Source organism: Streptococcus sp. Marseille-Q8145 (assembly GCF_965112035.1).
Map to the genome: position 1 here is coordinate 54238 of NZ_CBCOPQ010000004.1, position 13057 is coordinate 67294.

Annotated in this window: 17 protein-coding genes and 1 tRNA gene; 15 read left to right on the forward strand and 3 right to left on the reverse strand. The window is 44.2% G+C overall.

Annotated features, from left to right (window positions below; genetic code table 11):
* Window positions 1-5: 5 nt before the first annotated feature.
* Window positions 6-515, reverse strand: coding sequence for a helix-turn-helix domain-containing protein (locus ACWPVL_RS08525; RefSeq protein ID WP_005591592.1), 510 nt, complete (start codon window positions 513-515; stop codon window positions 6-8).
* 207 nt (window positions 516-722) lie between these two features.
* Between ACWPVL_RS08525 and ACWPVL_RS08530 the strand changes: the two genes are divergently transcribed.
* Genes ACWPVL_RS08530 through ACWPVL_RS08545 form a run of 4 tightly spaced genes read left to right on the forward strand, consistent with a single transcriptional unit; the run spans window position 723 to window position 3269 of the window.
* On the forward strand, window positions 723-905 hold the full coding sequence (locus ACWPVL_RS08530; RefSeq protein ID WP_002916824.1) for a hypothetical protein: 183 nt from the start codon (window positions 723-725) through the stop codon (window positions 903-905).
* Window positions 906-950: 45 nt separating this feature from the next.
* Complete coding sequence (locus ACWPVL_RS08535; protein WP_454388280.1) at window positions 951-1928, forward strand: replication initiation protein; 978 nt, start codon at window positions 951-953, stop codon at window positions 1926-1928.
* 11 nt (window positions 1929-1939) lie between these two features.
* Entirely contained in the window at window positions 1940-2128 is a 189-nt protein-coding gene (locus ACWPVL_RS08540; protein WP_000369785.1) for a DUF3173 domain-containing protein, read from the forward strand.
* 1 nt (window position 2129) lies between these two features.
* Complete coding sequence (locus tag ACWPVL_RS08545; RefSeq protein WP_009659642.1) at window positions 2130-3269, forward strand: site-specific integrase; 1140 nt, start codon at window positions 2130-2132, stop codon at window positions 3267-3269.
* Window positions 3270-3355: 86 nt separating this feature from the next.
* Here ACWPVL_RS08545 and ACWPVL_RS08550 read toward each other — a convergent pair.
* Together ACWPVL_RS08550 and ACWPVL_RS08555 are read right to left on the reverse strand one after the other, a co-directional pair.
* Window positions 3356-3428 (reverse strand) — tRNA-Lys (locus ACWPVL_RS08550).
* Between the two features lie 265 nt (window positions 3429-3693).
* A complete protein-coding gene (locus ACWPVL_RS08555; RefSeq protein ID WP_454388283.1) occupies window positions 3694-4962 on the reverse strand; it encodes a replication-associated recombination protein A in 1269 nt (422 codons plus the stop codon).
* An 87-nt stretch (window positions 4963-5049) separates the two neighbouring features.
* Here ACWPVL_RS08555 and ACWPVL_RS08560 point away from each other — a divergent pair, with 87 nt between their 5' ends.
* The 11 genes from ACWPVL_RS08560 (at window position 5050) to ACWPVL_RS08610 (ending at window position 13057) form a co-directional block, all read left to right on the forward strand.
* The gene (locus ACWPVL_RS08560) at window positions 5050-5520 is read left to right on the forward strand and encodes a DUF3013 family protein (RefSeq protein ID WP_454388285.1); all 471 of its coding nucleotides are present in this window, start codon (window positions 5050-5052) and stop codon (window positions 5518-5520) included.
* A 9-nt stretch (window positions 5521-5529) separates the two neighbouring features.
* Window positions 5530-5982 carry an NUDIX hydrolase gene (locus ACWPVL_RS08565; RefSeq protein WP_454388287.1) on the forward strand — a complete coding sequence of 151 codons (453 nt, stop codon included), beginning with the start codon at window positions 5530-5532 and terminating at the stop codon, window positions 5980-5982.
* Complete coding sequence (locus ACWPVL_RS08570; protein WP_454388289.1) at window positions 5979-6449, forward strand: GNAT family N-acetyltransferase; 471 nt, start codon at window positions 5979-5981, stop codon at window positions 6447-6449. Before ACWPVL_RS08565 ends, ACWPVL_RS08570 begins: the two co-directional genes overlap by 4 nt.
* 143 nt (window positions 6450-6592) lie before the next feature.
* Window positions 6593-7546, forward strand: a complete 954-nt coding sequence (gene prmA, locus ACWPVL_RS08575) for a 50S ribosomal protein L11 methyltransferase (RefSeq protein WP_454388291.1) — start codon at window positions 6593-6595, stop codon at window positions 7544-7546.
* Window positions 7547-8290 (forward strand): 16S rRNA (uracil(1498)-N(3))-methyltransferase, encoded by a 744-nt coding sequence (locus ACWPVL_RS08580; protein WP_454388293.1) that lies wholly within the window; start codon window positions 7547-7549, stop codon window positions 8288-8290.
* 182 nt (window positions 8291-8472) lie between these two features.
* Window positions 8473-9162, forward strand: a complete 690-nt coding sequence (locus tag ACWPVL_RS08585) for a gamma-glutamyl-gamma-aminobutyrate hydrolase family protein (RefSeq protein WP_454388295.1) — start codon at window positions 8473-8475, stop codon at window positions 9160-9162.
* A gap of 254 nt (window positions 9163-9416) precedes the next feature.
* Window positions 9417-9866 carry an 8-oxo-dGTP diphosphatase gene (locus ACWPVL_RS08590; protein ID WP_062004368.1) on the forward strand — a complete coding sequence of 150 codons (450 nt, stop codon included), beginning with the start codon at window positions 9417-9419 and terminating at the stop codon, window positions 9864-9866.
* Window positions 9867-9950: 84 nt separating this feature from the next.
* Entirely contained in the window at window positions 9951-10394 is a 444-nt protein-coding gene (locus ACWPVL_RS08595) for a dUTP diphosphatase (protein WP_313962722.1), read from the forward strand.
* A 1-nt stretch (window position 10395) separates the two neighbouring features.
* Entirely contained in the window at window positions 10396-10911 is a 516-nt protein-coding gene (locus ACWPVL_RS08600) for a histidine phosphatase family protein (protein WP_454388298.1), read from the forward strand.
* Between the two features lie 10 nt (window positions 10912-10921).
* Window positions 10922-12289, forward strand: a complete 1368-nt coding sequence (radA, locus tag ACWPVL_RS08605; RefSeq protein ID WP_454388620.1) for a DNA repair protein RadA — start codon at window positions 10922-10924, stop codon at window positions 12287-12289.
* A 72-nt stretch (window positions 12290-12361) separates the two neighbouring features.
* A complete protein-coding gene (locus ACWPVL_RS08610) occupies window positions 12362-13057 on the forward strand; it encodes a TIGR00266 family protein (RefSeq protein WP_005591607.1) in 696 nt (231 codons plus the stop codon).

Here is a 13057-nt window from a genome sequence, read left to right on the forward strand (position 1 = left end):
TTTATTTAATCTAATAGCTCCTTATTTTCAATTAAGAGTTCTAGTGGAGATTTATCTCTTGCTTCAATAAAACCAGGTTCATATTGGGTATGAAGTGTTCTTTTCTGAGAAGTTGGATCAATATACAACTCTTTTCCATCTTCTGTGTATAGTTGGTTGCCTCTTGTTAGGTAAAGTAAATCCTCTAAGTACTGTCCATCAGTATGTAGGAAATGCTCGATGTATTTAACAGCTTTTAAGATTTCACTTACTTTATCAGAGTATTCATTCGATTCAAGAACACTCTTTTCTAACTCAATCTCTTTACTCGTTCCAAAGAGTTGGGTTGGAGTTGCATTAAAATATTCTGCTATCTTATCCAAATTTGCAAAGGTAGGATAGCTTTTTTGTTTTTCGTAATCAGAGATGGACTGTTTACCGATTCCTAAATCTTCAGCTAGTTGAGTTTGGCTTACCCCTTTTTCTATGCGTAGTCGTGCCAAATTGGGTCCAAAATTTTGAATAATAAAGGTCATGGGAAACTCCTATTTTTATTTTTAACTTATTTTATCACCTAAAAACTTACAAATCAAGTTTTTAGTTGACTTGCCCAAATATTTTTTATAAAATATATTTATAACTTAGAAATAAGTTATAAATGATAAAAAATAGTTCATAAGTTTAGGGACAGTGAGTGAGGAGGAAGTTGAGGACGAGACTATGACTTATGACTATTCGAAGCCTTGGAGCTAGAAATTGTGTGGACAAGGACAAGGGACGAGCCTGACGGGAAGTCAGGCGAAGTCCTGCAGACTGCCGTCCAGACAATTTCTAGCCAAGCAAAAGCTGGCTATTCTAACAGCCAGCAAAAAGGGACACTTAGGGCAACGCCCAAAGAACGACGGAACGAGCAATCGTTGATTTGACGGTGTTTCTGAAACCTAAAAAATCTAAAAGAAGGGGGGACAATTTTGTTGGTTTCTATACAAGATTTAAGAAGTATTCAAGAACGATGTGATGTAGGAGAATTAGTACAGCGGTTAGATGTCAGTATTGATAGATTAACGGTTATCTGGGATACAGACATTGGTTCCCTAAGACAAATTTTTAAAAATCTGAAACAGGCAATAAGTACAAGAGTTGATTCATTTGAAATATATGATAATGTTCGAGATGATGTCTTTACTTTAGCTAAAGATTTTAATGAGTATGATTCAATCAATATTATATTTTTTCAATTATCCACTTATGGAAATGAACAATTGATTCGAATTGATTTCAATCCTAATACTTTAAAAGAATTTGATGGAATGAAAGTATGGAGGCAATTAATGTACTTTGCCAGATTGAATTCATTGACGGTACGTTTGTCTCGTTTTGATTTGGCATTTGACATTTTCAACAGGCCTGAAATCGTTAATTTACAACATATTAAAGGTGGTGTTACCCATAAGGTCTTCTATGGTCGAGGGGGCGAATTAGAGACGAAATATTGGGGTTCTAGCGGTAGTAATGTACAAGTTAGGTTATATGATAAGAACAAAGAAATTATTGCTCACAAGCGCGAAGAGAAGCTAGATTTGGGTGTAAATCCGTTTTGGTGGAGACTAGAGTTCCAACTCAGAACCAAAGCAATTGGAGAGGAGATGGTCCAAGATATTATGAATCGACTCGATAATTTCGGATTTTATAAGCTAGAACATATTCGAGTGGAGCAAAGAGCATTTACAATTATCTTTCTCAACAATCCTGAACTGTTGTCATTGGCTTTTCCAAATTTAAAATCAGACAGCATCAAAAAGAAAAAAACAAGAGTCCGCAAACTATTGAGAGAAGAAACGAACCAATTTGCGGAAGAATTAAAAGAAGTATTAATACAGAATCTCCCTAAATTAAATACAGAATTACAACTACTTGTAGGTGAGTTTCTGAATTTAGGAAATAAATAAGGAGGATAACTATGGACAATAATTTAATTAGTAACAAAGAATTAATTGAAATGGGCTATCGCCCTCATACAGCGAATGATATCATTCATCAGGCAAGAGAATTACTTGTATCACGAGGCTATACATTTTATAATCGCAAACGTTTGATGGTTGTTCCCAAAAGTGTTGTAAATGAGATTCTAGGAACAGAGGTGGCGTAATATGGCAAGTGTTCGTTACCGAAAGCGAGGAGATAGTAACTTATGGACCTATGAAATTCGTAACGAAGGAAAAACTGTTGTTCATAATAGCGGTTTTAAAACAAAAAAACTTGCAGAGTCAGAAGCTGAACCGATTCTGCAAGAACTTCGTTTAGGAAAAAGAATTTCTAGAGATATTTCTCTTGTAGATCTATATCAAGAATGGCTTGAATTAAAAATTCTACCGAGTAGTAGGTCGGAAGAGACAAAGAAAAAATATCTTCTCCGTAAAAACACAATTGAAAGATTATTTGGAAATAAAAAAGTCACTCAAATTCGTGCGAGTGAATACCAAAGAATAATGAATAAGTATGGGCAAACAGTTGGTAGAAATTTTCTTGGTAGATTGAATACTGGGATTCATCAGAGCATCCAAATGGCAATTGCCGACAAAGTTCTAATAGATGATTTTACACAACATGTCGAGTTATTTTCATCCAAAGAACAACAGATGACGGAAGAGAAATATTTACATACCGAAAAGGACTATCTGGATTTACTTTTAGCAGTAAAGAGAAAATTTGATTACCAACGTTCAATTGTTCCTTATATCGTCTATTTTCTATTAAAAACAGGCATGAGATTTGGAGAGTTAATAGCGTTAACTTGGAATGAAGTTGACTTTGACAGAGGACTGCTAAAAACATATAGGAGGTTTAATACCCTTTCTCATAAATTTGTCCCTCCAAAAAACAAAACGTCCATTCGGATGGTACCGATAGACGAAGAATGTATTAAGATATTACAATTTCTAAAAATTGAACAGGAGAAGGCTAATAAAGAGCTAGGAATCAAGAATAGGTATAAAATGATTTTTCAGCATTATGGATATATTCACTTGGTACCAGATATTGCAAGTGTCAATAAAGCTTTGAGTGTTCTTTTAAATGAATTAGATATTTATCCAATTATCACGACAAAAGGAGCACGCCACACCTATGGAAGCTACCTCTGGCACAAAGGATTTGACCTTGGAGTTATTGCAAAAATTTTAGGGCATAGAGATATTTCGATGTTGGTAGAAGTGTATGGACACACTTTAGAAGAGAAAATTTTTGAAGAATTTAATCAAATAAGAGATGTTTGGAAAGATTGCTCATAAAAAAATGTGGGGCAAATGATGGGGCAGAATGATTTCAGAGCAAGTAAAAAAGCCTATAGAATAGGCTTTCTTAGTCATACTTTCTATGCCCCCTGCAGGGCTCGAACCTGCGACCCATAGATTAAGAGTCTACTGCTCTACCAACTGAGCTAAGGAGGCAAGAGAAAAAGCTGTATTGGTGCCGGACCTTCACGATTTGTATTGAACCCGCGCAATTAAGCAGGTGGGCAACTCGCTCTAACTGAAGCTGCTTCCGCGTGACACGGCTTGCACGCTGTTAGAAGTCTTTTGTTTCCCTAATAATACAAAAAATAGTCGGTCAACACTTAAGTGTGAAGTCGTACACCACAGCGTTTCTATAATTATAATACCATAAATTTTGAAAAATTCAAGAGAAAAATGTGATTTTTTGCAAACGATGCCATCATTTTTTTAAGTCATCGATCTTATCCTTGGTCATCCCAAGGGCTCGCTCGTACTTGCCATTTTCATTGGGAGTGAAATAATCGGCATCTTTTATCTTATCAGGTAGATAGTCTTGCTTGACCCAATTGCCAGGATAGGAGTGAGGGTAGAGATAGTCCTGTGCGTTGCCCAATTCCTTGCTGCCGGCATAGTGGCCGTCTCGTAAGTGGCGGGGAATGGGCAAGTTTCCATTCCTCCGTAGGTCAGCCAAGGCCTTGTCCATAGCCACATAGGCTGAGTTGGACTTGGGCGACAGCGCCAAATCAATGACAATATTGGCAATAAGGATGCGGGCTTCAGGAAAGCCGATCCGTTGGGCAGCTTCTAGAGCTGTAACGGTATGGACTTGGGCGTCAGGATTTGCCAGGCCAATATCCTCGTAAGCGATAACGGTCAAGCGTCGAGCTAGGCTAGGTAGGTCTCCAGCTTCAACAAGGCGAGCTGCGTAGTGGAGACTGGCATTGACATCGGAGCCACGGATAGACTTCTGCAGGGCAGAGAGGACATCATAATGGCCGTCTCCGTCCTTATCCATGGTGATATAGCTTTTTTGCAGGCTGTTTTCCATGACATCGAGCGTGATGTGGCGAATGCCCTTGCTATCTTCTGGGGTAGAGAGTACGGCTAGGTCCAGTGAATTATAGGCAGAGCGCAGGTCTCCGTTGGTAGAGATAGCAATGAAGTCTAGAGCTTCATCGTCTAGCTCCACTGGGAAATCAAATCCTCGTTCCTTATCTGTCAAGGCTAACTGAATGGCTGTCCGAATGTCGTCGTTGCTGAGGGGCTCAAGCTCAAATATCTGAACCCGGCTGCGAATAGCGGGAGTGACAGAAAAGAAAGGATTTTCCGTCGTCGCCCCAATCATAATGACTAGCCCGCTTTCTAATAGTGGCAGCAGAAAGTCTTGTTTTGTTTTATCCAGGCGGTGAATTTCATCTAGCAGGAGAACCAGTCCGCCGGAAAATTTCGCTTCTTCAGCGATCTCCTGCAGGCGCTTCTTGCTATCTACGGTGGCGTTAAAGGTCCGAAAGGCAAACTTGGTTGTGCCGGCAATAGCCGAGGCGATGGAGGTTTTGCCGATGCCGGGTGGTCCATATAGAATCATCGAGGACAGGCGGTTGGCTTCAACCATGCGACGGATGATTTTCCCAGGTCCGACCAGATGCTGCTGGCCGATGATTTGATCAATGCTGGTCGGTCTCATGCGTAGGGCGAGGTTTTCTGGCATAAGATTTCCTTTCTGCAAGTGTTTTTCTTGGCTTTTTGTGTTACTATTGTAGATAGTAATATTTTATCACAATGAAAAGAGGAAATCATGGCTAAGTACGGTTTTTTGGAGATATTGGACGAGGAAATGGGGAAGAGCTTTCCTTTTGACTATGAGATTAACTGGGACAAGAAAAATCACGCAGTGGAAGTGGCCTTTCTCCTTGAGGTGCAAAATCCAGGAGGGGTTGAGACAGTTGATGCTGAGGGCAATGCCTCGGCTGAGGATATTTACTTTGAGGAGGCTGTGCTTTTCTACAATCCAGCCAAGTCTCATTTTGATGCCGAGGACTATCTGGCAGCCCTGCCCTATGAGCCTAAGAAGGGGCTGTCACGGGAGTTTCTGGCTTATTTCGTGGATTTCCTAAGCCAAACAGCTGAGTCTGGCCTCGATGCGCTCATGGACTTCTTAGCAGATCCAGAGGCAGCAGAGTTTGAGATGGCTTGGAATGCTGAGGCTTTTGAAAATGGCAGAGCTGAGTTGACTGAGACGAACTTTTATCCTTATCCGAGGTATTAGGAGGCGCTTATGGAAAATGCAGAAGGACTAGATTTGCTGCACACACAGATGGAATTTTCTGGCTGCAAGATCGCCTTACTCTGTGATGACAGGCTGCTGACTATCTTGCGAGACGATATTTCAACCATTCCTTGGCCCAATATGTGGGAGCTGCCGGGCGGTGGCCGCGAAGGCGAGGAGACACCTTTGGAATGCGTCCAAAGAGAGGTTTTTGAAGAGCTTGGTTTGAAGCTTGAAGAAGCTTCCATTGTCTGGGCTAAGGAATATCAAGGAATGCTTGATCCAGACGAAACTTCTATTTTTATGGTGGGAACCATCACTCAGGAAGATTTTGCCAGTATTGCCTTTGGCGATGAGGGGCAGACTTATCAGATGATGGATGTAAGCCAGTTCTTATCAGATGACAAGGTTATTCCACAGCTGCAGGACAGGTTGAGCGATTATTTGGAGGTGCGAGCATGATTTATGTTGAACGGGCGCGAGCTGAGGATTTAGAAACCATTATTGCCATTCAGCGAGCGAGTTTTAAGGCCGTTTATGAGAAATATCAGGATCAATACGACCCCTATCTGGAGGAGCGAGAGCGGATTCGCTGGAAACTGGTCGAGCGCCCAAATAGTTTTTATTATTTTGTCAAAGATGCCGATAAGCTTATCGGTTTTATCCGCTTGAATACAAATGATGAACAGACAGCAGGCTGGATTGGGACAGTGGCGATTTTGCCAGAGTACCAGAACAAAGGATATGGCTCTGAGGGGCTTGGTCTGATAGAGGAGGCCTTCTCCACCATTAGGCAATGGGATTTGTGTACGGTTTTCCAAGATAAAGGCATGGTCGCTTTTTATGAGAAAAACGGCTATCATCAGACCCATACTGAGCCTGAAAAAGAGGGCATGGATATGGTCTACATGACGAAAACAATGAAATAAACAAAGAAAGGATTGTTCAGTTAAATTTCTAAACTGAACCCGCCCTAAACTCTGTGCTAAAAAGATAAGGTTCTCTTAGACGCAAGCGTCGTCAGAGAATTTCCTATTTTGGCTTTATGTTTTACGGGCTTGGTATTTTAATAATGGATACTTGGCAGGAATTAACGATTGAAGTGAAGCGTGAGGCGGAGGAAGCGGCCTCAAATATTCTGATTGAGCTGGGCAGTCAGGGTGTGGCTATTGATGACAGCGCAGATTATCTGGGGCAGGTTGACCAATACGGTGAGCTTTTTCCAGAAGTTGAGCAGAGCGAACGGGTCAAGATTACGGGCTACTACCCGGATTCAGTGGATATAGAGGCCATTGCGGCCCAGGCCAATGAGCGACTGGCTGAGCTGGATGGATTCGGATTGGAGACGGGCGATATTCAGCTGACTCGGCAGGAACTGGCTGAGGAAGACTGGGCGGATAACTGGAAGAAGTACTTTGAGCCAGCTCGGATTACCCATGACTTGACCATTGTGCCGTCCTGGACGGACTATGAGGCGACTGCTGGTGAGAAGATTATCAAACTGGATCCTGGTATGGCCTTTGGTACAGGCACTCATCCGACGACCAAGATGAGCCTCTTTGCGCTGGAGCAGGTCTTGCGGGGCGGAGAAACGGTGTTGGATGTAGGCACGGGCAGCGGCGTTCTCTCCATTGCCAGCTCTCTCTTGGGGGCTAAGGACATCTACGCCTATGATTTAGACGAGGTAGCGGTGCGAGTGGCGCAGGAAAATATTGGGCTCAACCCTGGTATGGAGAACATTCATGTGGCGCCGGGGGATCTTCTCCGAGGCGTAGAAATCGAGGCGGATGTCATTGTTGCCAACATTTTGGCCGATATTCTCATCCATCTAACAGAGGATGCCTACCGTCTGGTCAAGGATGAGGGCTATCTGATTATGAGTGGGATTATTTCTGAGAAGTGGGAAATGGTGCGCGAGTCAGCAGAAGCGGCAGGATTTTTCCTGGAAACGCATATGATTCAGGGCGAATGGAATGCCTGTGTCTTTAAGAAAACGCAGGATATTTCAGGCGTAATAGGTGGTTAGATGCAGCAGTATTTTATAAAAGGAAGTCCTCAGTCTCCTCTGGTGGTCACGGATAAGGACACGGCCAAACATATGTTTTCAGTCATGCGACTCAAAGAGGGCGACCAAGTCACACTGGTCTTTGATGATGGCATGAAGCGACTGGCTCGGGTGTTGGACCCCAGTCAGCAGAGCTTGGAAATCTTGGAGGAGCTGGCGGACAATACCGAGTTGCCGGTTCAAGTGACCATTGCTTCAGGATTTCCCAAGGGTGATAAGTTGGAATTTATCACTCAAAAGGCAACAGAGCTAGGAGCCAATGCTATCTGGGCCTTTCCAGCTGACTGGTCGGTGGCCAAGTGGGATAGCAAAAAGCTGGCCAAAAAGAGCGAAAAACTAGAGAAAATTGCTCAGGGAGCAGCAGAGCAGAGCAAGCGCAATCTGATTCCTGAGGTTCGGCTCTTTGATAAAAAGGCAGATTTTCTGGCTCAGCTGGCTCAATTTGACACCATCATCGTGGCTTATGAAGAATCGGCAAAAACAGGAGAATCTGCAGCTCTGGTCCGAGCTCTGTCGGGCTTGGCAGCTGGCGCAAAAGTGCTCTTTATCTTTGGACCGGAGGGTGGTCTCTCGCCAGAGGAAATAGCAGCCTTTGGCAAATCTGGTGCTGTATCAGCAGGTCTAGGTCCACGTATCCTGCGGGCTGAAACTGCTCCGCTTTATGCCTTGACGGCAGTCAGTGTCATGCTTGAATTAGAAAAATGAAATCAGCAGACTTCTGCTGATTTTTTCTTGTCTGTCGCTACTATATCCCTTTTTGTGATCCCTTTTTGTGGCAAACTGTTCTTGACATAAAAAATTTTTATGGACAGCTTTAAAAAATACTATTGGACGGCGGAGAGGTGGAATGGTAAGATATTCTATATCAAGTTAAGGAGGGATCATCTATGTGCAGAACAATTGTTGGAGTGTCGGCTAATCTTTGTCCAGTGGATCAGGCGGGCAAAAATATTCATTCATCTGTATCCTGCAAATTTGCCGAAAGCATCAAGCTGGTCGGCGGTCTGCCCATGGTGATTCCTGTTGGGGATAAAAGTCTGGTCAAGGACTATATAGAAACCATTGATAAGCTCATTCTATCAGGCGGTCAAAATGTTCATCCACAGTTTTATGGAGAGGAAAAGGCCATCGATAGCGATGATTACAATCTGCCTCGGGATGAGTTTGAGCTGGCACTCTTAAAGGAAGCTATTCGTCAGGATAAGCCGGTCTTGGCCATCTGCCGTGGTCTGCAGCTGGTCAATGTCGCTTTTGGTGGCACGCTTAATCAGCAGATTGACAATCATTGGCAGGGGCAACCATTTGGGACTTCGCACTCCATTCGTACAGAGAAAGGCAGTGTTGTGGAGCGGTTATTTGGTCAGGGCAGCCAGATTAATTCTGTCCATCGCCAAAGCATCAAGGACTTGGCGCCTAATTTCCGAGCAACTGCCTTTGACCCAAGGGATAATACCATCGAAGCGATTGAGGCTGTGGATGGCAGTCGTATCATCGGCCTTCAGTGGCATCCAGAGTTTTTGATCAACGAAGAAAAGGGCAACTTAGAGCTATTTCAATATCTTTTGCAAGAATTATAAAATCTAAAATTATTTTTAGCTAATTTTAAGATAAGCTTTATATAATATAACCATCAAATGAAGACCTCCTAACTTTATTTGATGAAATCCTAAAACTTTTCTTTTTCATAATAATCTCCCTATAAGAACCGCCCAATCGGCGGTTTTTTTGCTGGAAGGGCTGAGAAATCTGGATTTTCATCAATTTGATGCCTTTTATGTTATAATGAATCACAGCAGGCCGAGCGAATCAGTCGGTAGATGGAGGAGCAGAGATGTCAAGAGCGGAGCGAGTTATTTTAACAAATATGTGTATGGTTTATGATGGAGACCGCATTTTAGTGCAAAACAAAGTAAATGATGATTGGACCGGCCTCTGCTTTCCAGGCGGTCATGTTGAACATCGTGAGTCCTTTGTCAAATCAGTGATACGGGAAATCAAGGAAGAAACGGGCCTGACGATCTATGAGCCTCGCTTGTGTGGTGTCAAGCAGTTTTACACTGAAAAAGATGAGCGCTATATCGTTTTTCTTTACAAGACCAATCGTTTTGAGGGAGAACTGGTCTCATCCGAAGAAGGCGAGGTATTCTGGATTGACCGCAAAGACCTTGACCGCTACTCGCTGGCCGTGAGCTTTCAGGAAATGTATCAGGTTTTCACGTCAGATTTGACGGAGCAGTTTACCTACCTAGAGGATGGAGAGATTATCAGAGGCCTATACTAGGGAGAATCGCCAATCGGCGGTTTTTTTGCTTGTTTTTTGCGAATTTAGTATAATAGGGACAGCAAAAATAGAAAAGAGAACTGTATGAAAATTCGTGGATTCGAGCTGGTTTCCAGCTTTCCAAATGAAGATTTGTTGCCCAAGAGAGAGACGGCTCACGCAGCGGGCTATGACTTGAAAGTGGCAGAGCGCACCATCATTGCGGCAGGGGAGATTAAGCTAGTGCCGACTGGTGTCAAGGCCTATATGCAGCCCGGTGAGGTGCTTTACCTCTATGACCGCTCGTCCAATCCTCGTAAAAAAGGTCTGGTTTTGATTAACTCCGTTGGGGTTATTGACGGCGACTACTACGGCAATCCTGGAAATGAAGGGCATATCTTTGCTCAGATGCAGAACATCACAGACCAAGAGGTTGTACTGGAAGTGGGTGACCGCATTGTGCAGGCTGTCTTTGCACCATTTTTAATTGCGGATGGGGATGTAGCCGACGGTGTGCGGACAGGCGGATTTGGCTCTACTGGGCATTGAGATGAAAGTGATTTTTGTGCGCCATGGTGAGCCTGATTACCATGAGTTAGAGGAGCGTTCTTATACTGGCTTTGGTCTGGATTTGGCGCCTTTATCTGAGCAGGGAAGACGGCAGGCTCAGGAACTTTGCCAGCATCCTTTACTGCGTTCAGCTGATTTGCTGGTGTCTTCTGCAATGACGCGAGCTTTAGAAACGGCATCTTATGTGGCTTGTGCCACTGGCCTGCCTTTGAGAGTGGAGCCTTTGCTACACGAATGGCAGGTATATGAGAGTGGGATAGAAAAGTTTGAGCAGGCTCGGGAGTTGTTTTTAGAAAATAATGGAGCCTTGCTCCCCCATAGCTCTCTTCAGTATGAAACAGCTGCGGAGATGAAGGCTCGTTTTGTAGACTGTATGGCAAAGTATCGAGATTACCAGACAGTAGTCCTTGTAGCCCATCGCATGCTCATCCGTCAGTTTGTGCCAAATGAGCAAATTGGTTTTTGCCAAGTGATTGAATGTGAGATAGAGATATAGAAAGAGGTTTATCATCGCTAAGAAAAAGACGACCTTTGTCTGTCAAAATTGTGAATACCATTCGCCCAAGTACCTAGGCCGCTGTCCTAACTGCGGCTCTTGGTCTTCTTTTGTTGAAGAGGTAGAGGCTGCTGAGGTCAAGCATGCACGTGTTTCCTTGACGGGTGAAAAGACTCGGCCTATGAAGCTGGCTGAGGTCACTTCGATTGATGTCAACCGGACCAAGACGGACATGGACGAGTTCAATCGTGTGCTGGGTGGTGGCGTAGTGCCTGGCAGTCTGGTCCTGATTGGCGGGGATCCTGGTATCGGAAAGTCCACCCTACTTCTACAGGTATCCACCCAGCTTTCTCATCAGGGCACAGTCCTTTATGTCAGCGGGGAGGAATCAGCTGAGCAGATTAAGCTGCGGGCGGAGAGGCTCGGTGATATTGACAGTGAATTTTATCTCTACGCCGAGACCAATATGCAAAACATCCGCACGGAGATTGAGAAAATCAAGCCAGATTTTCTGATTATCGACTCTATACAGACGGTGATGTCACCAGAAATTTCTAGTGTTCAAGGCTCTGTTTCTCAGGTCCGTGAAGTGACAGCGGAGCTCATGCAGCTGGCCAAGACCAATAATATCGCGACCTTTATCGTTGGTCACATGACCAAGGAAGGAACCCTAGCTGGTCCTCGAACATTGGAGCACATGGTGGACACCGTGCTTTATTTTGAGGGCGAACGCCAGCACACTTTCCGTATCTTGAGAGCAGTCAAGAACCGCTTTGGCTCGACCAATGAGATTGGTATTTTTGAAATGCAGTCTGGCGGGCTAGTCGAGGTGCTCAATCCAAGCCAAGTCTTTCTGGAAGAGCGACTGGACGGCGCGACAGGCTCCTCCATCGTTGTGACCATGGAAGGAACGCGGCCGATTTTAGCTGAGGTGCAGGCTTTGGTGACACCGACTATGTTCGGCAATGCCAAGCGAACCACGACTGGACTGGACTTTAACCGAGCCAGCCTCATCATGGCAGTTCTGGAAAAGAGGGCAGGACTCCTTCTGCAAAATCAAGATGCCTACCTCAAGTCTGCTGGCGGCGTCAAGCTAGATGAGCCGGCTATTGATTTGGCAGTAGCAGTAGCCATTGCTTCCAGCTACAAGGATCTGCCGACCAATCCTCAAGAGTGCTTTATCGGTGAAATTGGCCTGACTGGTGAAATCCGTCGGGTCAACCGCATCGAGCAGCGCATCAACGAAGCAGCAAAACTGGGCTTCACCAAGATTTATGCTCCCAAAAACTCTCTGAATGGCCTCAAGGTTCCAAACAATATCCAAGTCATCGGTGTGACAACGATTGGAGAAGTCTTGAAAAAAGTCTTTGCTGGATGATTTTCTATGTTTTAGATTGCAAAAATATTTTATTATTGCCATAATTTTCTTAAAAACAAGGAGGGAACTCTTATGCAATTTTCCATGGATAGCAACATGCAATTTCCACTCGTTGACCTCTACCTCAATCAAGGAGAGACAGTCTTTATCCAGCGTGGCAGTATGGTCTATCACACGCCTAATGTAACCTTGAACACTCAGCTCAATGCTAACGGTTCAGGTTTGGGCCGCTTTGTTAAGGCAGTCGGCCGTTCCATGGTGTCGGGTGAAAGTACCTTCATTACCCAAGCTGTCGCCCAGTCCGATAATGGTTTCCTAGCTTTAGCACCAGAAGTTCCCGGCCAAGTTATCCCTCTCTATCTGGGAGAAAAACAGTACCGGCTCAATGACGGTGCCTTTCTGGCTCTGGATGGTACAGCTTACTATACGATGGAGCGCCAGTCTGTTGGCAAGGCGATATTTGGCGGTCAAGGTGGCCTCTTCGTCATGACGACTCAAGGTCAGGGCACTCTCTTGGCCAATGCCTATGGATCGATTAGGAAAATTGAGCTAAATAACCAAGAAGTAACCATTGACAATGCCCATGTCGTAGCTTGGAGTCAGTCTTTGGATTATAATATCCATCTAGAAAATGGTTTCTGGCAGTCGATCGGAACGGGAGAGGGAGTTGTCAACACCTTCCGAGGTACCGGGGAAATCTATGTTCAAAGTCTCAATCTTCAAAGCTTTGCAGGCTCACTCAGTCGCTATATCGCAAAAGGTTCATAG